This window comes from Corallococcus terminator (assembly GCF_049194865.1).
In the GTDB taxonomy this organism is placed as follows: domain Bacteria; phylum Myxococcota; class Myxococcia; order Myxococcales; family Myxococcaceae; genus Myxococcus; species Myxococcus terminator_A.
Map to the genome: position 1 here is coordinate 17,823 of NZ_JBLZWL010000077.1, position 19,999 is coordinate 37,821.

Sequence of the window (19,999 nt, forward strand, 5' to 3'; positions counted from 1 at the left end):
GTCAGGCCCTCGCGCGGAGCACCTGCCCGAAGCCGCGCTCCTGGCCCAGGGCCGATGACACCGCGCCTTCCGTCACCGCCTCGCGTCCGGAGATGAGCACCGCCTTCACCGCGGCGTCATTGCGGCGCACCAGCCGGACGAAGCCGCCGAAGTTCTCCATGGGCGCCTCCGCGATTTCGTCGAGCTTCGCGTCCAGGCCCTCGGGGTTGACGACGACGAGGTCCGCGCGCCGGCCCTCCGCGAGCACGCCCGCGTCCATGCCGAACCACTCGCCAATCTCCCCGGTGAGCCGGTGCACCGCGCGCTCCACCGTCATGAAGGGCTCGCCGCGCTTCTGGGCCTCGCGCACCAATCGCAGCAAGCGCAGCGGGAAGTTGTAGTGCGCCATGTTGCGCAGGTGGGCGCCCGCGTCGGAGAAGCCGACGAGGATGTCCGGGTGCTGGCAGATGAACTCCAGCTCCTCGCGCCTGTCGTTCGCCATGACGGTGTACCAGCGCAGCGCGTCCCCATGCGTGGCCACCAGGTCCAGGAACACGTCCACCGCGTCGCGCCCCTGCTCCTGGGCCACCTGCGCGAAGGACTTGTCCACCATGCTGGCGTCCGGGCACGCGAGGATGCGCGACTGGTTGAAGTCGCGGTGGAAGGCGCGCGGAAGGAAGCGGTTGGTCCACTGGCTCCGGAAGCGGGAGCGGTACTTCGGGTCCTTCAGCAGCCCCGCGCGCGAGGCCGCGTCCTGGAGGTGCAGGGCGGCCGCGCCCGCGCCGAACTCCTCGAAGACGACGAGGTCGATGCCGTCCGCCCACAAGTCGAACACCTCCGGCAGGGCCTGCCAGCGGAAGTTCGCGCCGAACAGCGTGTTGGCCGCGCGCGACAGCACGCCGATGAGCCGGTGGATGCCCCGGCTGGCGCGCGGGTCCATCATCGAGATGACCGTCGTCTTCAGCGTCTTGCGGAACAGGCCCATGCTCTCCAACAGGAACAGCACCACGTTCACCTTGGTGCTGATGTTGGGCACGCCCTGGAAGACGCGGCCCCGCTCGCGCAAGAGCTTCGTCAGCCGGCGGTACTCGCTCCAGCGCGCGTAGGTGGAGGGCAGGGGCCTGCTGCGGACATCGCGCGAGCCGCCCATCTTGTCCCACTTGAGCGTCATGATGGACATGCCCAGGTAGCCCAGGTCCAAGCCCTCGGTGACCAGCGCCTCCATGCGGCGCAGCTCGTCCTCGCTGGGACGCAGCCCCGGCTCCAGGCTGCGATGCAGACCCATGGCGTGGGCGCGCAGCGCGGAGTGCCCCAGCATGGACGCGACGTTGGGCCCCAGCGGGAGCGTCTCCAGGTGTTCCAGGTAGCCGCCCAGCGTGTCCCACGTCTTTCGCTCCTCCAAGAGCGAGCGGACGGCGTCGTAGGGGATGGCCTCCACGCGGCAGAACATGTCCGCCAGGTCCTCGGGTTTTCCCACCGCGAGGCTGAGCGAGCAGCTCCCCACCACCACCGTGGTGACGCCGTGGCGCACCGACTCGGAGAGTGACGGGGCGAACTCCACCTCCGCGTCGTAGTGCGTGTGCAGGTCGATGAAGCCCGGTGTCACCCAGTGGCCCGCGGCGTCGATGACACGCGTGTGCGGCGCGCGCTCAATCGGTCCCTCCGTGAGGCTGGCGACCACGCCTCCCTTGATGCCCACGTTCAGCTTGCGGGGTGGGTTGCCCAGACCATCGAATACGAGGCCGTTCTCGACGATGAGGTCCATGCGCCGAGCCTAGGCCCGTCGTTCTGTCCACTTCCACTCGGAAGCCTCCGGCAGCAGGGTCCAGGGACCTTCGGGCGCGGTGCGTCATTCAGGCCCGCGCGCCCCCGCGACGAGGGCAGGGGCGCTTGCTCGACGGCCCGCTCTCTCGTGCTCCCATGCCTACCTTGCCGTCCGGACGACACAAACGCGACACGAGCGCGGAGGCGAGGGATGGCACGGACACGCTGGCAGTGGCTCACGCTTGTGGGCCTGGGAACGTCACTCGCGGCCTTCACGGGCTGCGATGACGCGAAGGTGCGCGACAACTCCCGGGAGGTCGGCCGCGAGGTGGGGAACGCGGCGAGGGAGGTGCGCGACGGCACGCGCGAGGCGGCGAAGGACATGAAGACCGCCGCGGAGGAGGCGTCGCGGGGCTTCAAGGAAGGCGTGGGTGGCTCTGGTGAGGCGAGCGACGAGGCCACGCCGGTGCCGGACCCGGTGGAAGAAGACCGGGAACGTTCGGTGGATGACCGCGATGTGCCAGGTGAAGCACCTCCGCGCTGAGGTCGAGGCCGCCCTCCTGGCGCCGTGACTCGACGCGGTGCCAGGATGGCGCACGCGGCCATGCAGCGCCTGGCGGGGGGCCCCATGAGCGAGCTGGAGCTGGACAAGGTGTATCGCCGGGGCGAGGAGTCCCGTGGCGTGCGGCGCATCCAGGAGTGGCTGTCCCTGAATGGCTTCGCGGTCGCCATCGACGGGGACTTCGGCGCCGCCACGGAGGCGGCCCTCAAGCGCTTCCAGGCGCGGGCGGGGCTGCCCGTCTCCGGCGTCGCCGACACCGTCACCTTCGAGCGACTGGTGGCTCCGCTGCGCGCCGCGCTCTCCATGGCCCCTTCAGCGGGCCGCTCCCTGGGCTCGCTGACCGTGACGTATGCGGCGCAGCACCTGCGGCAGCTCCCGAGGGAAGTGGGCGGACGCAACCGAGGGCCCTGGGTGCGGCTGTATCTGGATGGCAATGAGGGCTCGTCCTGGTGCTGGTCCGCCGGCTTCGCGACCTTCTGTCTCCACCAGGCGGCGAGGACGCTGGGCGTCCCCATGCCGTTGGAGCGGACCTTCTCCAGTGACTTGTTGGCCGCGCAGGGACGCGCGCGGGAGAGCTTCCTCTCCACGCTGAGCGCACCGCCGGACCGCACGCGCATCCGTCCGGGCAGTCTCTTCCTGCGACGGCGCACGCCCGGGGACTGGGCCCACGCGGGCATCGTCACCGAGGTGGATGAGGAGACCTTTCAAACCATCGAAGCCAACACCAACGACGACGGCGCGCACGAAGGCTACGAGGTCTGCGCGCGCACCCGGGGCTTCAAGAACGTGGACTTCGTCCTGGTGTGACGCCGCGACTCACGTGGGCTTGCCAGGTGTCGGCTTGCCGTCGCGAGGCTTCGCCGGTCGCGGCGTGTAGTGCGCCAGGACGGGCTGGTGGTCCGAGGACTCGGTGCTGCGGTCCACCTCGAAGAGGACGGGCTCCAGCTCCGGGCTGGCGTAGAAGTTGTCGAAGCGCTTGCCCGTGGCGGGTACGACGCCCGACTCGTCCGGCAACGAGGTGAGCGTGGCGCTGTCGGCGATGTCCTGGAGCCGCAGCCAGTGCTCGCTGCCGCGCGGCACCTTCCCGGAGCGCAGCTCCGCGCACGCCTGCTTCGGCGTCATCATCGCTCCGTCGGCGAGGCGCACGCGCGCCACGGCGGCGTGAGCGATGGTCTCCGGCAGGGCCTGCTCCATCACATGCAGCTCGTGACGCAGCCGGGGGTCCGCGATGTTGCCCACGCCCTTGTCGCCGACGCTCGCGTGCGGCTCGCCGTAGCGCACGGCGTACTCCTCCACCGTGTCCGTGTCGTCGTACGTAATCAGGTGGGCCATCAGCCAGGAGCCGCCGCGCTTGATGGCGGTGTTGGCGTTGAAGTCACCCAGCGCCACGGCGTGGGGAACCTCCCGGTGGCGCAGCAGCGTGTTGAGCTGCCGCATGTTGTGCGCGTTGATGGCGGAGTCGCCCAGCGTGTGGTGCACGTTGTAGAGGACGACGGGCACCCCGCCGACCTCCAGGCGGACGTACAGCGCGCCCCGGTCCTCCGGCAGCTCGCACGGATCTCCACCGCGACGCTGGATGGCGGCGGCGCGCTCCGCGTCGGAGAGGGAGTAGGTGAAGTGGGCCGCGTCCACCAGCGGATGGCGCGAGAGGAACGCCTTGCCGTTGATGAGGCGCGCGCCGTGGCCACCGTCATGACCGAAGTACGCCAGGTGGAAGCCATAGCGCGACGACAGCAGCACGGAGATGGGGACGTTGGCCTCCTGCAGCCCGATGACGTCCGGCATGCGGCCCTCGGCCTCCAGCCCGTCGAAGTAAGCCAGCAGCGCCGCGCGGCGCTCGCCTCCGAGCAGGATGTTGTAGCTCATCACGGATAGGCCGGGTCCCGTGGGAGGTCTGGATTCCGGGTTGCGAACGATGAGCGTGCGGCCATCCCCGAGCTGGCGTGCGGTGGCCGGCAGCTTGAAGGCGTCGAGGCTCGGCAGGGTGAGGGTGGGGTCCCTGCGAGGCCGAGGCTCGTCGTCGCTGGTCGCCATGCGGCCGAGCAGAGGGCCTACGCCCGGCAGGTGCTCGAGGACCTCGGGCACCTTCATACGGGCTCCCGGGGCAGACCCCTCCTGAGAGGGGCGCGAAGCAGCGACTCGTACTGGCGAGCGACGTTGTCCACCAAGCCTCCTGAGTGTCCTCAAGTTCGATGCGGATCCTCCGACTCGCTAGGGGGCAGGCGTGTCGAGGCGCGTGATTCCGCCATTCTCGCCGGGACGGAAAGCGGGCGAGCAGCGAGGCCATGGCCTCCTCTCCCGCAGGTCGAGAGGCGGAGCGGGGGCACCTCATGGTTGAATGGTGAACATGACGCGGGTGTGGCTGCTGGTGATGTGTGCTGTGGGAGTGACGGCGTGCGCGACGACGCCCCGGACTGAGTCGGCGACTCCATCCTGTGAGCAGGGCGCGGTGCTGCCGTGCCCGGAGTGGGGCGCCAAGCTGCTGCGCGAGGGAGACCGTCCCCGCGCCATCGAGGCCTTCGCCAAATCGTGCGAGGACGGCGACCTGTCGAGCTGCATGACGGAGGGCCAGCTGCGCAAGGAGTCTGGCGACCTGGTCGGCGCGGAGCGTCCGCTCACCAAGGTCTACGACACGGGAGACGAGAAGGCCGCCCTGGCGCTGGCTGACGTGCACGAAGCGAAGGGACAGGCGGTGGATTTGCGGGCCGCGGCCCAACTGCGGCGCGAGGCCCCCGCGATGAACAAGCCCGACACGGAGGTGCTCTTCGCCATGCGGACGGGCAGCGAGATGGGCACTGGCCTCGAGCTGTCGTTCAACCTCCAGCCGATGGCCTTCATGGACCGCCGGCTGGGCTTCGGCGCGAACATGGTGCTGGGCGGGAACGATGGGCTGGTGGAGGCCAACGGCTTCGCCGCCTACCAGCACTACCTGACGCCCTTCGTGGTCCCCTATGCGCGGGCGATGGTGGGCGGCATGGGCTCCGGGCAGGAGACCTTGTTGAACCTGGGCGGTGAGGCGGGGGTGAAGCTGTGCCTGGAGGACGTTGGCCACCTGAACATGGCCGCCGGTGTCTCGCGCGCCAGCGGGGGCTACCTCTCGGTGGGCCTGGGGCTCAATGGCCTCATCGTCCTCGCCATCCTGTTGCAGATCCGCTAGCGCCAGCTCCACGCGGACGCGCTGCTGCACGCGATGTTCGAGCGGCAGGCCCAGCGCGCGCTGGAGCGGCTTCCGGCGGTGAGCACCACGACGGACCGGGTGCGGGCTCAGGTCCGTCAATCCCTCTCCGGTGGTGATGCCTCGTTCGCCGCGGTGGCGAGGACGCTGCGAATGTCACCCCGCACGCTCCAGCGGCGTCTGGCCGACGAGGGGGAGTCCTACGCCGCCATCGTCGAAGGACTGCGCCGGGAGCTGGCGGGGACCTACCTGCGGCGGCGGATGTCCATCGCGGAGGTCTCCTTCCTGCTGGGCTACGCGGAGCCGGCGGCGTTCCATCGCGCCTTCAAGCGCTGGTGGGGAATGAGCCCGGAGCGCTTCCGCCGCGAGCACCTGCCGTCTTCACCGTGATGCCGCTGCTGTTCTCCGCGCGTCTGGGTCCTTGGGGACCGAGCTTGCGTGCGTCCTGATAGGTGTCAGGGCTTTGCAAGGGTGACTGCGTGGCGGGTTACAGATGTGACAACGACTGTTTGACTCGCTTGGAAACGTGTTCCTAGCATCACGTGACATCAAGCGGGGGAATCACCACTCACATGCCGGCACTGACTGAGTCACCTGGGTATCTCTCCCAGGGCGAGGACTCGCTCTATTTCGTTCACCACCGGGCGCTGACGGAGCGTCGGGCGGCGGTGCTGCTCGCGGGGCCGTTGGGGTTGGAGCGTGCGCACGGCTACGTCGTGTGGGTGAGGTGGGCGCGCTTCCTCGCGGCCCGAGGCGTGGACGTGCTGCGTCTTGACTACCGGGGCTCCGGCGAGAGCACGGGGCGCTTCGACGAGATGACGTTTCCTCGGTGGGAAGAGGACCTGCGCACGGCCCTGGAGCACCTGCGCCGCGCGAGTCCCGGTGTGCCATTGATGGTGCATGGGCTTCGACTCGGTGCGTTGCTCGCGGCGAGGGTGTTCCGGACGGAGCCGGTGGATGGGCTGCTGATGTGGGAGCCGCCGGAGTCGGGGCGGGCGCACCTGATGGAAGTGCTTCGCCGGAAGGTGGCGGCGGACAACCTGGAGGGGACGGGAGGGGAGGCTCGCTCGCGCGAGGACTACGTGACGGAGCTGGAGTCGGGGCGGCATGTGGAGGTGGAGGGGCTGCCCTGGTCTCGTGGCTTGTGGCGCAGCTCGGAAGGGTATGGGCTGGCTGTCCCGGAGAAGGACGAGGCGCGGCCGTGGCGGGTGGTGCACCTGGATGGTCGCCCCGCGGAGCGTCATCTGGCGCCGGGACGGAGTCACTCGGTGCGGGCACCCCGGCCCTTCTTCTGGAGCACGAGCAACCGGCTCTTGCCGGAGCTGGTGGAGCTTTATGAGGACGGGCTCGGGTTCATCGCCGGGTCGGGCGCGGGTCAGGAGGCGCGGTCATGAGGGAGCTGATCCAGCTCGATGTGATGGGCCATCGGCTGTGGGGGACGTTTCATCCTCCGTCGTCGTCCGCGCCCCGGCGCACCGTGGGGGTGCTCTTCCTGAACCCGGGGCATGTGCCGCGCTCTGGGCATGGGGGGCTGTCGGTGCTCGCGGCGGACCAGCTCTCGGCGCAGGGGTTCCCGTGTTTCCGCGTGGACCTGCCGGGGTTGGGGGACTCGGATGGGCCGCTGCCGGAGATGACGTCGGAGCTGTACCAGCTCGTGTGCAAGGGCGGCTTCGTGGACGTGGCGAGCGCCGTGCGGGAGGAGCTCCAGCGGCGGCATGGGTTGGAGGGGATGTTGATGGGCGGGCTGTGCGGAGCGGCGACGACGGCGCTGTACCTGGCGGACCGTGAGCCGGAGGGGGTGCACGGCCTGTTCATGTTCGAGCCGGAGTTCTACCTGTCGGAGCAGGAAGCGGCGGCGGTGGGAGGGGAGGGGGCTCCGGTGGAGGTCGAGCACTCGCGGTTGTCGTTGAAGCGGGTGACGTCGAAGCTGTTCTCGTACTGGGGCTGGATGCGGATGCTGACGCGGGAGAACGAGTACGCGCGGCTGTTCAAGTACGTGCCGTTTCCCCGGCAGCGGCTGTTGGACTTGTTGATGGACTGGGATTCGCTGCCGGCGGTGGCGAACGTGCCGCTGGTGCGGGCGTGGCAGCGCGTGGTGGAGCGCGGGCAGCCGGTGCTGGTGCTGACGGCGGAGGGGAAGTTGAGGGACGTGTTCTTCGACCGCATCCACCGCTCGGCGCTGGCGGACCTGCCGCACCCGAACCTGTCGCGGATTCGGCTCAAGGGCACCAATCACATCTTCACGACGGGTGGTGCGATTGAGGCGTGCGTGGACCACCTGGCGCAGTGGGCCTCGGAGCGCTTCCCGGGGACGAACACCACGCATCTGAACATTCCGCCCGACGCTGTGCGTCCGGGCGTAGAGCGGGTGGTGAGCTGAAACCGAGCGTCTACTTCATCTCGTTATGTCGCATGTGTTCGATGACCTGCTGCGCTATACTTCGAAGGGTCGTGTCCGCTCGCAGTTCCTGTTCCATCTCGTTCATCTCGGTCTGATCATCGACTCCAGGAACGTGGTGCGCGGAGTCCCCCGCGCGCCACAGGCCAATGCTGGGAGGCGGTTGCAGCAGGCCGTCCCTGAACTGGTCAAAGGTGAGGTCGAGCCAAATGCCGCAACTCTCAACCCACCAGTGCCCGAACCATTCATAGTGGTCGTCAGCAGCGTCGGCGCCCTCTGCAGGGATTGCGCGATCCAGATGCACGTGGCCGCGAATAGTCCATGCTGCAAGGCCAAGTGCTTCCAGAACCATCACAAGCCCCACCGACGCGGTATGGGCGCCCCTTTGTGGAATTCTCGTTGTCCCCATCAGAACCTCCTGAAAGGCTCCCGCCACGTGGCGAAGCCACACTTCGTCGGTCCGGGAGGGTTCGTCCACGCCGTGGAGCACATACGGGTCGATCCGACTGTCGCCGGGCAATTGCACACCCTCGGGCCGGTGGCCCAATTGCTGGGCAATTTCTGCGGCAACCACGGCGATCTTGGCGTCGCGCTTTTTTCCTTTGGGGATGTCGTCGATTAGTGTGCCATCCAGGGTATTGTTTACATGTATCAGACTCATGTGTGAGGGATGCCGGACATACACTGCGCGGGCGGCAAGGCGATTCTGGGACTTCAGCGCAGCGACAGCCCAGCAGGCGCAGTCCCCGAAACAGATGATCCAGTCGGTGATGGCAGCCAGTTCCCGTTCCAGCCTGCCCAGGTTCGTGGGCTGCAACACATCGCTTTCTGTACCCTGAGTTCGGCCCGTCCACATTGGGCTGCTCGTCCTGGTGTGTTCCACACGGGACCAAGCGTTGGTAATGGTGGCTTTTTCCCGATTCGGGATCCAATCGAGACCCATCGCATGAAGGTAAGCGATGACCTTGTCCAGATGGTTCCCCGTCTGGCCGGCGGCCGGGTGCTTTTCAATGAGTTCATCATGACCGGGACAGGAGAAGACATAGGCAACGCGAATGTCAGTGCCCACTTCGATCCATGGCCGTCCGTCGGGTGTGCCCATGATTTTGAAATGCCTCTCAATATGGATGCGTGGTCCCTGTGCTGGGCAGTGACCGATGCGGGGCAGGTCAGACCCGGTGGAAGAGACTCAGTCCCCGGACACTGTTCGACGAGCCCTCCGCCTCTTCCTTGCTCACCCCCAGCAGGCGCGCGAGCTGGGCGAACTCCTTGTCGCCGACGAGCTTGCGGATAGCCTCCGGGTCTCCTTCCAAGAGCTTGTGGTTGTTGGCGAAGCGCACCGAGACTTCAAAGTGCTCGATGTAGGAAAACCAGTCGTGACCGCCAATCAGGCCGAGCTTCGCCGTCGTCGCGCCGTAAACCCGGGAGTTGCCCGCTACGCAGAAGCAGTAGACGACTCCTCGAAGCGTGGCGTCCCCGTGGACCTCCAGGTTGCCCTCCAGATAGAGGTGGTGTGCTTTGAGCTGGCCTGTGACTGCCAACGTGCCCGTCTCATCTGTCGCGACGGCGCCGCTCACCGTCAGGTCTCCCAGGACCAATAGCGCCCCCGAGTCCACGCGGAGGTCTCCCTCAATCACGAGGTCTCCCTCGTGAACCCAACAGTCATCGCCGAGGACGCCAGCGATGTCCTCGTCACGAATCAGCTTGAGGTCTTCGTCCTTCACGGGCCGGAGCTTTGGCTTCAGCGCCTGCGGTGTCTGCTCGTTCAAGTCACGTCTCCACGTTCATCGATGACTCGGCGTCCAGGACCTACGCCACGACCCGTTCCGACTCCGCCTTGCCCCCAGCCTCGCGCTTTTGCTCAGACCCGGAGGAAGAGCTTCATTCCGTAGCCATCGCTGTCCGTGTCCTCGTCGGACAGACCCAGCATGGGCGCGAGAATGGCGAACTCCTTGTCGCCCATGAGCTGGCGGATGGCATCAGGGTCTCCCTCTTGAAGCTCGACGAAGTTCGAGAAGCGGCCAGAGACCTCGTAGTGCTCGTCATCGCACTCCCATTCATGGTCGCCGATGAGACCGAGCTTCGCGGTTGTCCGTCCGTAGACCTGTGAATTGCCCGCGGCGTAGAAGCCGAAGAGGGCGCCTCGGAGCGCAACGTCCTTGTGCACCCGCAGGTCGCCTTCCAGATAGAGATGGCGGGCATCGAGTCGACCCGTGACGACGAGCTTGCCGCTCTCGTCCGTCCCGACGGCATCGCTGACCCTCAGGTTTCCCAGGATCAGCAGCGCCCCTCGCTTCACCTCAAGCTCCCCTTCGAGCACCAGGTCTCCCTCGTGGACCCAGGTGTCACCGTTGAGGAACGTTGCGTGCTCATCGAGCACGAGTTCCGCGATGTCCCGGGCCCTCCGAAGCCGAGGCTTCAACGACTCCAACGTATGTGTCGTCACATCGTCCCTGCTCTCGGGGAGTGAGCGGCGTTTGTGAATCACATCGGCGGCCAGGTCAGACCCGGTGGAAGAGGCTCAGTCCCCAGGCGCTGTTCGACTTGCCCTCGGGCTCATCCTTGCTCACACCCAGCATGCGCGCGAGCTGGGCGAACTCCTTGTCGCCGACGAGCTTGCGGATGGCCTCCGGGTCTCCTTCCACGAGCTTGCTGTGGTTGCTGAAGCGACCGACGACTTCGTAGTGCTCGCTGTCGCAAGACCAGTCGTGATTGCCAATCAGGCCGAGCTTCGCGGTCGTCTTGCCGTGGACCCGGGAGATGCCCGCTTCGTAGAAGCCGTAGACGACTCCTCGAAGCGTGGCGTCCCCGTGAACCTCCAGGTTGCCCTCCAGGTAGAGGTGGTGGGCCTTGAGCTGGCCTGTGACCGCCAACGTCCCCGTCTCATCCGTCGTGACCTCGCCGCTCACCGTCAGGTCCCCCAGGACCAACAGCCCTCCCTCAGTCACGCTGAGATTTCCCTCAATCACGAGGTCTCCCTCGTGAACCCAGCTGTCATCGCCGAGGACTCCAGCGATGTCCTCGTCACGAATCTGCTCGAGGTCCTCGTCCTTCACGGGCCGGAGCTTCGTCTTCAGGGACTTCAGTGTCTGCGCGTCCACGTCACCTCCAAGACCATCGATAAAGCGGCGCCCAGAGGCTACGCCGCGACCAGCCCCGACTCCGCCTTGCTCCGGGCCTCACGCTTCTGGATGGCCAGGAACAGGGCCTCGTGCGTTGCAGGGGAGGCCAGCTCCACCTCTCCGCCCGGCGCCCCGAACGCGCCCACCGCATCCCGCAGCGCCTCGCGCACCGACAGCGCCAGCATCAGCGGCGGCTCGCCCACGGCCTTGCTGCCGTGAATCGTGTTGTGCTGCCGCGCCCGCTCCAGCAACCGCACGCGGAAGTCCACCGGCGCATCGCTGAACGCGGGCACCGGGTACGTGCTGGCGGAGTGCGTGAGCAGCCGCCCCTTCGCGTCCCAGCGCAGGTCCTCACCCGTCAGCCAGCCCATGCCCTGGACGAAGCCGCCTTCAATCTGTCCCCGGTCGACGCCTGGGTTGAGCGAGTCGCCCACATCCTCCAGCAGGTCCACCCGGAGCACCCGCTTCATGCCCGTGTGGCCGTCCACCTCCACCTCCGTCACCGCCGCGCCATACGCGAAGTAGAGGAACGGCTTCCCCCGGCCCTTCGCCTTGTCGTAGCCGATGCCCGGCGTCTGGTAGTAGCCCGTCACCGAGAGCCCCACGCGCGCCAGGTACGCCGCGTCCACCACCTCCGCGAAGGACACGGACGCATCCTTCACTCCCACGCGCCCGTCGTGGAACTCCACTGCCTCCGGCCCCACGGTGCGTCCATGTCGCGCCGCCAGCAGCTTCACGGCCACCGGCACCAGCCGCTCACTCAGCGTGACGCACGCCTCGCGCACCGCCGCGCCATTCAAGTCCGAGCCTGACGAAGCCGCCGTGGCGGAGGTGTTGGGCACCTTGTCCGTCACCGTCTTCGCCACCCGGATGGCGTCCGCGGGCAATCCCAGCTCGCGCATGGCCACGCCCTGAATCTTCGTATGCAGGCCCTGGCCCATCTCCGTGCCGCCGTGCGACAGCATCACCGAGCCGTCCCGGTACACATGCACCAGCGCGCCCGCCTGATTCAGGAACGTCGCCGTGAAGGAGATGCCGAACTTCATCGGCGTCATCGCCAGCCCGCGCTTGATTCGCGGTGAACTCGCGTTGAACTCCTCCACCTCCCGACGCCGACGCGCGAAGTCCGACGAGTCCTTCAGCTCACGCCACAGGTGTGGAAGCCGCTCGTCCTCCAGCTCCTGGCCGTAGTGCGTCGTGTTCGTCTCACCGGTGCCCCGGTAGAAGTTGCGCTCGCGCACCTCCTCCGGCGGCAGGCCCAGCGTGCGCGCCACGCGGTCGAGGACCTCTTCGCCCACCAGCATGCCCTGCGGACCGCCGAAGCCACGGAAGGCCGTGTTGGACACCAGATGCGTCTTCGCCACGCGGCCCGTGTAGCTCATGGCCGGGACGTAATAGGCATTGTCCAGATGGAAGAGGGCGCGGTCCGTAATCGACTCGGACAAGTCCAAGGACCAGCCCGCGTTCGACACGAGCTGCGCGCGCAGGGCGAGCAGCTTGCCCTGCTCGGTGAAGCCCACCTCGAACGTCGCATGGAACGGATGACGCTTGCCCGTCACCATCATGTCCACGTCCCGGTCCATCATCCACCGCACCGGCTTGCCCGTGTGCCACGCGGCCAGCGCGACAATGGCCGCGGGCGAGTTGCCCTGCGTCTCCTTGCCACCGAAGCCGCCACCCATGCGCGGGGACTGCACCACCACCCGACTGCGCGGCAGGTGCAGCACGTGGGAGATCACCGCCTGCACCTCGGAAGGGTGCTGCGTGGAGGAGACCACCGTGACGTCGCCGTCATCGCCCTTCTCGGCGAAGGCAGCCTGCGTCTCCAGGTAGAAGTGCTCCTGCCCGCCCATCGTCACCGTGCCCGACAGCCGACGCGGGCTCGCCGCGAGCGCCGCGTCCACGTCGCCGCGCCGGATGACATGCGGCTCGGTGTGGTAGCTGCCCTGCGCCATCGCGTCTTCCACCGTGAGGATGGCCGGCAGCGGCTCGTACTCCACCACCACCTGCTTCGCGGCCTCGCGGCACGCGTCGATGCTCTCGCCCACCACCACGGCGACGAGCTGCCCGTGGAACAGCACCTCGTCCTTCGCCAGGAGCGGCTCGTCATGGCGGATGGGCCCCGTGTCGTTCATCCCCGGGATGTCCTCCGCGAGCAGCACCGTCACCACGCCCGGCAGGGCCCGCGCGGCCGTCGCATCCCTGCGCAGGATTCGCGCGTGCGCATGCGGCGAGAACACCGGCCACACCTCCAGCATGGGCCGGCCCTGCGCCACATCGTCCACGTACTTCGCGGCCCCCGTCACATGGCCCAGCGCGCTCTCGTGCCGCAGCACACGGCTGGCGTCCGAGGGTGCCTCGGCGTCCCCCGTGAGGAAGCCCGGCGCCGCGTCTATCGAGGGACTCTGCTCCCCCGAGAAGAACTTCTCGAACAGGCTCACGATGAGCCCACGCCGGTACTCCGCGCTCCCGCGCAAGTCGCTGATGGGGGACAGCTCTCCCGAGAGCACGGGGAGCACCTTGTCCACCGTCTCCCGAGTCCACGGCTGGCCGACGAGCAGCTCCTCCGTGCGCCGCGCGCGAATGGGAGTGGCCGCCACGCCGCCGTACCCGAGCCGCGCCGTGCGCACCACGCCGCCCGCGTCCAGCTCCACGCAGAAGCCCGCCGCCACGATGCTGATGTCCAGCTCGCGCCGCTTGGACACCTTGAACGAGTCCGACACCCGCTTGAGCCCACTGGCCGCCGAAGGCGCATGCGGGATGACGATGAACCGCACGACCTCGTCCACCTGGAGCGCCGTCTTCCGGTACGCGAGGAAGAAGTCCGACAGCGCCACCGTCCGCTCACCCTTCGCCGACGACAGCACCATCCGCGCATCCAGCGCGAGCAGCACCGGCGCCAGGTCGCCAATCGGCGACGCCGTCACGAGATTCCCGGACAGGGTGGCCCGCTGACGAATCTGGCGCGAGGCGAAGACGTTGAGCATCTTCCCCAGCTCGGGCACGTCCTTCCCGAGCGCGTCCTCCAGGTCCACGAGCGTCGCCGCGCCGCCCACGTACCAGCCGTCCGCTTCACGGCGGATGGCACGCAAGGACTCCACGCCCTCGGTGGAGATGAGGAACGGGTAGCGCCGCGCCTTCTTGGTGATGTCCACGCCCAGCTCCGTGGCACCCGCCACGAGCAGCGCCTCCGGGTGCGCGGCCTTCAGCGCGAGCAGCTCCTCCCACGACGTGGGCCGCAGGAACTTCTGGCCCCCGGCCTCATAGCTCAACGCCGACACCGGCGAAGCAGGGCCCCCGAGCGGCGTGCCCGGCAGCGACTGCAAGCCCACTGCCGCGTCACGCGCCGCGAGCGCCTCCATCATCGCGTCGCGGATGGGCCGGTAGCCGGTACAGCGACAGATGTTTCCACAGAGCTGGTCCGCCACGGCCTCGGGGGTGCAGACCTCCGGCCGCGAGTACCCCTCCGCCATGGAGACGATGAAGCCCGGCGTGCAGAAGCCACACTGCGAACCGTAGTGCTTCACCATCGCCTGCTGCACGGGGTGCGGCTTCTCGCGCGAGCCCACGCCCTCCACCGTCACCACTTCGCGCCCGGCCACCATGGGCACCAGGGTGATGCAGCTGTTGAACGCGCGCAGGCAGCGGTTGCCCTGGGCATCGCGGTCGACCAGGGCCACGGTGCACGCGCCACAGTCTCCCTCGGCGCAGCCCTGCTTCGTCCCCGTGGCGCCGCGCGCGCGCAGGAAGTCGAGCAGCGTGGTGTTGGGCGACACGTCCGCGACGCGGACCAGGCTCCCGTTGAGCCGGAACTCGAACATGGTGCTCATTCTCCAGACGAAACCCCGCGCAGGCGGGGCGGCTCCGAGGCGGATGGCTCGGTGCGGGTTTCAACGAAAGGTTGGTGGTGGAGCTGGAGCAGTCCCGCGGCGATGCTCACCGCGACCTCCTGGGGTGACTTGCCCCCCAGCTCCAGCCCCATGGGGCACTGCACCCGGCTCAGCAGCGACGTGGGCACGCCTCGCGCTTCCAACCGCTGTCGGAAGCGCGCCCACTTCGTCTTGCTGCCGATGAGGCCGATGTAGCGCGCGGGCTTCTCCAGCGCGGCGGCGATGACGTCCTGGTCCAGGTCATGCCGGTGCGTCATCACCGCGACGTACGTCCGGCGCGCATCCCACACGGCATGGGCCACGAAGTCCTCCCAGGACTCCTCGTGGCGCGTCACCGCGGCGGGCACGCGCTCGCCGTGGAGCCACTCGGGGCGCTCGTCCACCAGGTGCACCCGGAAGGGCGTCCCCTCGAGGATGCGGCACACCGCCTGGCCCACATGCCCGGCCCCGAAGAGGTACAGGCGAGGCCCGTGGTTGACGGGCTCCACGAAGACGTCCACCACGCCCCCACAGCACTGGCCGAGCTTCGCGCCCAGCGGATAGCGATAGGAGCGGGACTCCCCACGCTCCAGACAGGCCCGAGCGTCGGCGAGCACGAGCTGCTCCAGGTGTCCGCCGCCCACCGTGCCGTGAAACGCGCCGTCCCCACGCACCAGCAGCTTCGCGCCGGGCTCGGCGGGGGTGCTTCCCTGACACGCTGTAACGGTGGCCACGGCGAAGGGCGCATCCTCGCGCGCCCACTCGCCCAGCTGGCGGACCCAATCCCACATGGTCCCTGTGAGTCTGCCACACCCGGAGTCAGACGGGGATGGTCCTCATCAGGAGTCTGGAGGCTGGACGGCGGCTCGGTGTCCGAGCCACCCCCCGCCCCGGGGCCTGGAAGCCCGGGAGGACGCCCCCGTCAGTCGCTCACGTCGTCGCCACCGCCGAGCCGGCCGCCTCGGTGCTCCGGCGCATGGGCTGGGCCTTGCCGTACGTCAGCGAGCGCCACACCCACTCCATGGGCCCGAAGCGGAAGCGCGCGAGCCACAGGTGGCTCGCCACGATTTGAACGGAGAAGACCCCCAGGCAGTACAGGATGGACAGGCTGGGCGTCAGCTTGCCGACGAGCCCCAGGCCGTAGCCGTAGAACACCAGGATGCTGATGACGGACTGGCTCAGGTAGTTCGTCAGCGCCATGCGACCCACCGGGGCGAGCACGGACAGCAGCCGCTGCCACGTCGCGCGCTGGAAGAGCAGGGTGATGCCCGACACGTACGTGGCGGCCATGCCCAGCTCGCCCATGGCCCGCACCGGAGCCAGCGCCATGGGCACCCACACGGGCAGTGTCTCCGGGGTGAGGATCTTGCGGAGCATCAGCTGCTGGAGCACCACGCCCACGCTGCTGCCCAGCAACCCCAGCCCCAATCCCCAGAAGAACAGGCGACGGAAGAAGGCCAGATGCTGGGGCGCGTCATGGAACAGGCGCTTGCGGCCCGCGTAGAAGCCCAGGAGGAAGCGGCCCAGCAGCGCCAGCGCGTTGACGCTCATCATGAGCAGGAACTCGCGCCGCCAGAAGTACAGGCCGGCCTTCGCCACCGCCCACCAGTTCCCGTTCTGGAAGACCGACAGGGTGTCCGCCTTGAGGGCCGCGCCGCGCTCCATCTCCAGCTTCGCCAGCTCGGCGGCGGCCTCCGGCGAGGCGGCCATCAGCTGCGGCAGCTTGAAGAGGACCGCGCTGACGATGGGCCACACGAAGAGCAGCACCGCCGCCACCTTGAGAATCGTCCGGTCCTCCCGGCGCCGGAACCACAGCAGCGAGAAGCCAATCAGGGCGTAGTTGCTGAGGATGTCCCCGTACCAGATGAGCGTCAGGTGGGTGAGCCCCAGCAGGAGCATCACCGCGAGCCGGCGGACATACACGCGATTGATGGGCGAGCCCCGCGCCTCGGCCCGCCCCAGTTGCACCGCGAAGCCCAGCCCGAAGAGGAACGAGAAGATGGTGATGAACCGCCCGCTCACCAGCGTCGTGACGACGGGCAGCAGTATCTTGTCGAGCAGCGTCCCATTTGCGAACAGCGCCTCCAACTGCTCGCGGGGGATGAAGGCCCGTCCGCTGAACCACATGAAGGTATTGGAGATGAACACGCCGCAGAGCGCGAAGCCGCGCAGCGTGTCGAGCAACACCAGACGCTCGCCCGAGTCGACCGGGCGTGCCTCCGGGGTGGTCACCGCGGATGGTGCAGGAGTCATGGCTCCGGAAAGAACGTCCGAACCCGCGCTTCATTGCCGGTATTCCACGGCAGCGGTGGATTGAGCGCGCTTCCAGAGGAGCAGGTGGGTCTACACGCCGATGCGTGGGCAGACATCCTTCACGATGCACTCGTCGCACTTCGGCTTCTTGGCGGTGCAGGTGTAGCGGCCATGCAGGACGGTGGCGGGGCCGAAGAAGGTCCAGGCGTCCTGAGGCACCAGCTTCATCAGGTCCTCTTCAATCGCCTCCGGCTTGTCGTGCTTCGACAACCCGAGTCGCTGGCTGACGCGGGCGACGTGGGTGTCGACGATGATGCCGGACGCCAGGTCGAAGGCGGTGTTGAGGACGACGTTGGCCGTCTTGCGCGCCACGCCGGGCAGCGTCACCAGCGCGTCCACGGTGCGGGGGACCTCGCCGCCGAAGTCCGCGAGCAGCGCGCGGCTCATGGCCTGGACGGATTTGGTCTTCTGCTTGAAGAACCCGGTGGGCTTGAGGTCCTCCTCCAGCGCCTCGGTGTCGGCGTCGGCGAAGGCCTGGGGGCCCGGGTACTTGGGGAACACGGTGGCGGTGACGCGGTTGACGCGCTCGTCGGTGCACTGCGCCGCGAGGATGGTGGCGACGAGCAGCTCGAACGGCGTGGACCAGTTGAGCTCGTAGCGCGCGTCGGGGTGCTTCTCGCGCAGGCGCTCAAGGAGGAGGGTGGCTTTCTCGGCGGGTTTCATGGGGTGTGGAGGACATCCTACCCGGGATGTCTGACAGCCACGGGCTCGGAAGCGGTGGCGCGTTCCGGAGCGTGCCGGACTCTACCGTGAGTGCGCACTCCACGGGGGGCGGTTGGCGCGGGAGGCGAGGCGCCCGAGTGGTGTGTGCATTCCTTGAGGCGTGCGCGCGGTTGTGTGGAGAGGGTTCCTCGGACAGTGTGGGTTTGGGCTCCGCCGCATCGTCGTGATTTGACAATGCACCGATTGATGTTGTCGAGACAGTCTCGTCGGCGGAGCCGCGGGTTTCGGGTGACGACACGGACTTCCGCTGCCTCGCGGGGCTCCAGGTCCGCACGCAGATATTTGCCGCGGGATTGCGGCACGTTTAAGTGAGACCGCCACGCGCTTTCCGCTCACAAGCGACCGCATTTCCGGATCCGTCGCACCGGCTTTCGGCGCCACGTCGCACAAAGGCTTCGTGAGAGCGGTCATCGGTCGCTGCGAACCTCTTGAATTGCTCACCCACCTGCCTTGACGTGGGCCATGGCTGACTTAGTTTGGTCGCAGAACCTTCCCTGGCGAGACTCGCTCGGGGCAAAGGATTCATCCCCCACGAACCCCTCTGGACTGGAAGCGCATCGCTGCGCCTCGTCCAGGCGGGTCCCCCCCTCGGAGCCTTCTTGACTTTCTCTCCCTCCACTTCGCGCCACCCGTCTATCCATAGCAGCCTCGCGACCCGGCTTGGCATCGTCCTGCTGACGCTGGCCATCACCGCCTGCGGCGGGACGGATGACCCCGAGCCGAAGCCGGCGCCGACACTCACCGCGACCTCCCCCGTGGACGGTGCCACCAGCGTGCCGCTCAACGCGACCCTCTCCGCCTCCTTCGACCTGGCCATGGAAGCCCTCACCGGGACGACCTTCACGCTGAAGGAGGGAACGACCGCCGTCACGGGAACCGTGGCGACCAGCGCCGATGGAAGGACGGCGACCTTCTCGCCCTCCAGCAGCCTGACCGCGAGCAGCGTCTACACCGCCACCATCACCACCGGAGCGAAGTCCGCGGAGGGCACGAGCCTCGCGGCGGCCCGCTCCTGGAGCTTCACGACGGGCGTGGCGGCGGACACCACCCCGCCCCAGGTCAGCTCGACGACCCCCGTCGCCGAGAGCGTCGGTGTGGCCATCAACCGGAAGGTCACGGTGAGCTTCAGCGAGGCGATGGACCCGCTCACCCTCACCTCCGCCACCTTCACCGTCCGGCAGGACGCCACGCAGGTGCCTGGCACCGTGGTCTACGGCCCCGGTACCACCGCGACCTTCACTCCCGGGAGCGCGCTGGCCTCCAGCGCCATCCTCACGGCCTCGGTGAGCACGGACGTCAAGGACCTGAACGGCAATCGACTGGCGAGCGCCTTCACGTGGAGCTTCACGACGGGCACCTCGGCCGCGATGGGCCCCATGCCGGTGTCGCTGGGGACGGCCGGCAACTACGCCATCCTGGCCAAGTCGGGCGTCTCGACGGTGCCTGCTTCCTCGGTGACGGGCGACATCGGGCTCGGCCCGGCCGCCGCGAGCTACCTCACCGGCTTCTCGCTGGTCGCGGACGCCACGAACATCTTCGCGTCCTCGCCGCAGATTGTCGGCAGGGCCTACGCCGCCAACTACGCGGTGCCGACGCCCTCCAACCTGACCACGGCGGTGGGCAACATGGAGGGCGCCTACACCGACGCCGCCAGCCGGCCGACGCCCGACTTCCTCGAGCTGGGCACGGGCAACATCGGCGGGAGGACCCTGGCGCCGGGGCTCTACAAGTGGACGAGCACGGTGACCCTCCCGACCAACGTGACGATTTCCGGCGGCGCGAATGACGTGTGGATCTTCCAGACCACGGGAGACCTGATGGTGAGCGCGGCCCAGCGCATCACCCTGAGCGGCGGCGCGCAGGCGAAGAACATCTTCTGGCAGGTCGCCGGCCGGGCGACGATGGGCGCCGGCTCGCACTTCGAGGGCGTCCTGCTCTGCAAGACCGACGTCACGCTGCAGACGGGCGCGACGATGAACGGACGCATCCTGTCGCAGACGCAGGTGGCCCTGCAGCAGGCCACGGTCACTCAGCCTCCCCGCTAGCGTCGGGTCGCTGGACTTCGGGGGACAGGTCCAAGTGACCTGTCCCCCG

General features: G+C 68.2%; 17 protein-coding genes. 7 read left to right on the forward strand and 10 right to left on the reverse strand.

The features are described 5' to 3' along the window. Position 1: 1 nt before the first annotated feature. Positions 2 to 1,744: an N-acyl-D-amino-acid deacylase family protein gene (locus ACN469_RS24850; RefSeq protein WP_498771419.1), complete on the reverse strand. Its 1,743-nt coding sequence runs from the start codon at positions 1,742 to 1,744 to the stop codon at positions 2 to 4. Positions 1,745 to 1,954: 210 nt separating this feature from the next. On the opposite strand from ACN469_RS24850, the gene ACN469_RS24855 reads away from it, so the two are divergent. Both ACN469_RS24855 and ACN469_RS24860 read left to right on the forward strand, forming a co-directional pair. Further along, positions 1,955 to 2,287 (forward strand): hypothetical protein, encoded by a 333-nt coding sequence (locus ACN469_RS24855; protein WP_498771421.1) that lies wholly within the window; start codon positions 1,955 to 1,957, stop codon positions 2,285 to 2,287. A gap of 60 nt (positions 2,288 to 2,347) precedes the next feature. Further along, positions 2,348 to 3,112, forward strand: coding sequence for a peptidoglycan-binding domain-containing protein (locus ACN469_RS24860; RefSeq protein WP_498771423.1), 765 nt, complete (start codon positions 2,348 to 2,350; stop codon positions 3,110 to 3,112). Positions 3,113 to 3,121: 9 nt separating this feature from the next. Here the strand turns inward: ACN469_RS24860 and ACN469_RS24865 are convergent, their stop codons facing one another. Continuing rightward, the gene (locus ACN469_RS24865; RefSeq protein WP_498771425.1) at positions 3,122 to 4,396 is read right to left on the reverse strand and encodes an endonuclease/exonuclease/phosphatase family protein; all 1,275 of its coding nucleotides are present in this window, start codon (positions 4,394 to 4,396) and stop codon (positions 3,122 to 3,124) included. Positions 4,397 to 4,652: 256 nt separating this feature from the next. Between ACN469_RS24865 and ACN469_RS24870 the strand changes: the two genes are divergently transcribed. From ACN469_RS24870 to ACN469_RS24885, 4 genes are all read left to right on the forward strand, one after another. Continuing rightward, positions 4,653 to 5,462 carry a hypothetical protein gene (locus tag ACN469_RS24870; RefSeq protein WP_498771427.1) on the forward strand — a complete coding sequence of 270 codons (810 nt, stop codon included), beginning with the start codon at positions 4,653 to 4,655 and terminating at the stop codon, positions 5,460 to 5,462. A 33-nt stretch (positions 5,463 to 5,495) separates the two neighbouring features. Beyond that, the gene (locus ACN469_RS24875) at positions 5,496 to 5,870 is read left to right on the forward strand and encodes a helix-turn-helix transcriptional regulator (protein WP_498771429.1); all 375 of its coding nucleotides are present in this window, start codon (positions 5,496 to 5,498) and stop codon (positions 5,868 to 5,870) included. A 182-nt stretch (positions 5,871 to 6,052) separates the two neighbouring features. Then, positions 6,053 to 6,874 carry a serine aminopeptidase domain-containing protein gene (locus ACN469_RS24880; RefSeq protein WP_498771431.1) on the forward strand — a complete coding sequence of 274 codons (822 nt, stop codon included), beginning with the start codon at positions 6,053 to 6,055 and terminating at the stop codon, positions 6,872 to 6,874. Further along, entirely contained in the window at positions 6,871 to 7,860 is a 990-nt protein-coding gene (locus ACN469_RS24885; protein WP_498771433.1) for an alpha/beta fold hydrolase, read from the forward strand. The genes ACN469_RS24880 and ACN469_RS24885 overlap by 4 nt, the downstream gene beginning before the upstream one ends. A gap of 10 nt (positions 7,861 to 7,870) precedes the next feature. On the opposite strand, the gene ACN469_RS24890 is transcribed toward ACN469_RS24885, so the two are convergent. From ACN469_RS24890 to nth, 8 genes are all read right to left on the reverse strand, one after another. Next, positions 7,871 to 8,980 carry a hypothetical protein gene (locus ACN469_RS24890; RefSeq protein ID WP_498771435.1) on the reverse strand — a complete coding sequence of 370 codons (1,110 nt, stop codon included), beginning with the start codon at positions 8,978 to 8,980 and terminating at the stop codon, positions 7,871 to 7,873. A gap of 67 nt (positions 8,981 to 9,047) precedes the next feature. Further along, positions 9,048 to 9,647 (reverse strand): bactofilin family protein, encoded by a 600-nt coding sequence (locus tag ACN469_RS24895; RefSeq protein WP_498771437.1) that lies wholly within the window; start codon positions 9,645 to 9,647, stop codon positions 9,048 to 9,050. A gap of 92 nt (positions 9,648 to 9,739) precedes the next feature. Then, positions 9,740 to 10,300: a hypothetical protein gene (locus ACN469_RS24900; protein WP_498771439.1), complete on the reverse strand. Its 561-nt coding sequence runs from the start codon at positions 10,298 to 10,300 to the stop codon at positions 9,740 to 9,742. A gap of 79 nt (positions 10,301 to 10,379) precedes the next feature. Continuing rightward, on the reverse strand, positions 10,380 to 10,979 hold the full coding sequence (locus tag ACN469_RS24905; protein WP_498771441.1) for a bactofilin family protein: 600 nt from the start codon (positions 10,977 to 10,979) through the stop codon (positions 10,380 to 10,382). A 38-nt stretch (positions 10,980 to 11,017) separates the two neighbouring features. After that, positions 11,018 to 14,821 (reverse strand): xanthine dehydrogenase molybdopterin binding subunit, encoded by a 3,804-nt coding sequence (xdhB, locus tag ACN469_RS24910; protein WP_498771443.1) that lies wholly within the window; start codon positions 14,819 to 14,821, stop codon positions 11,018 to 11,020. A gap of 5 nt (positions 14,822 to 14,826) precedes the next feature. Next, positions 14,827 to 15,660 carry a xanthine dehydrogenase accessory protein XdhC gene (gene xdhC / locus ACN469_RS24915; protein WP_498771445.1) on the reverse strand — a complete coding sequence of 278 codons (834 nt, stop codon included), beginning with the start codon at positions 15,658 to 15,660 and terminating at the stop codon, positions 14,827 to 14,829. A 139-nt stretch (positions 15,661 to 15,799) separates the two neighbouring features. Then, complete coding sequence (locus tag ACN469_RS24920) at positions 15,800 to 17,122, reverse strand: DUF418 domain-containing protein (protein WP_498771447.1); 1,323 nt, start codon at positions 17,120 to 17,122, stop codon at positions 15,800 to 15,802. Between the two features lie 90 nt (positions 17,123 to 17,212). Then, a complete protein-coding gene (gene nth, locus ACN469_RS24925) occupies positions 17,213 to 17,845 on the reverse strand; it encodes an endonuclease III (RefSeq protein WP_498771449.1) in 633 nt (210 codons plus the stop codon). Positions 17,846 to 18,504: 659 nt separating this feature from the next. On the opposite strand from nth, the gene ACN469_RS24930 reads away from it, so the two are divergent. After that, positions 18,505 to 19,950: an ice-binding family protein gene (locus ACN469_RS24930; protein WP_498771451.1), complete on the forward strand. Its 1,446-nt coding sequence runs from the start codon at positions 18,505 to 18,507 to the stop codon at positions 19,948 to 19,950. Positions 19,951 to 19,999 lie beyond the last annotated feature (49 nt).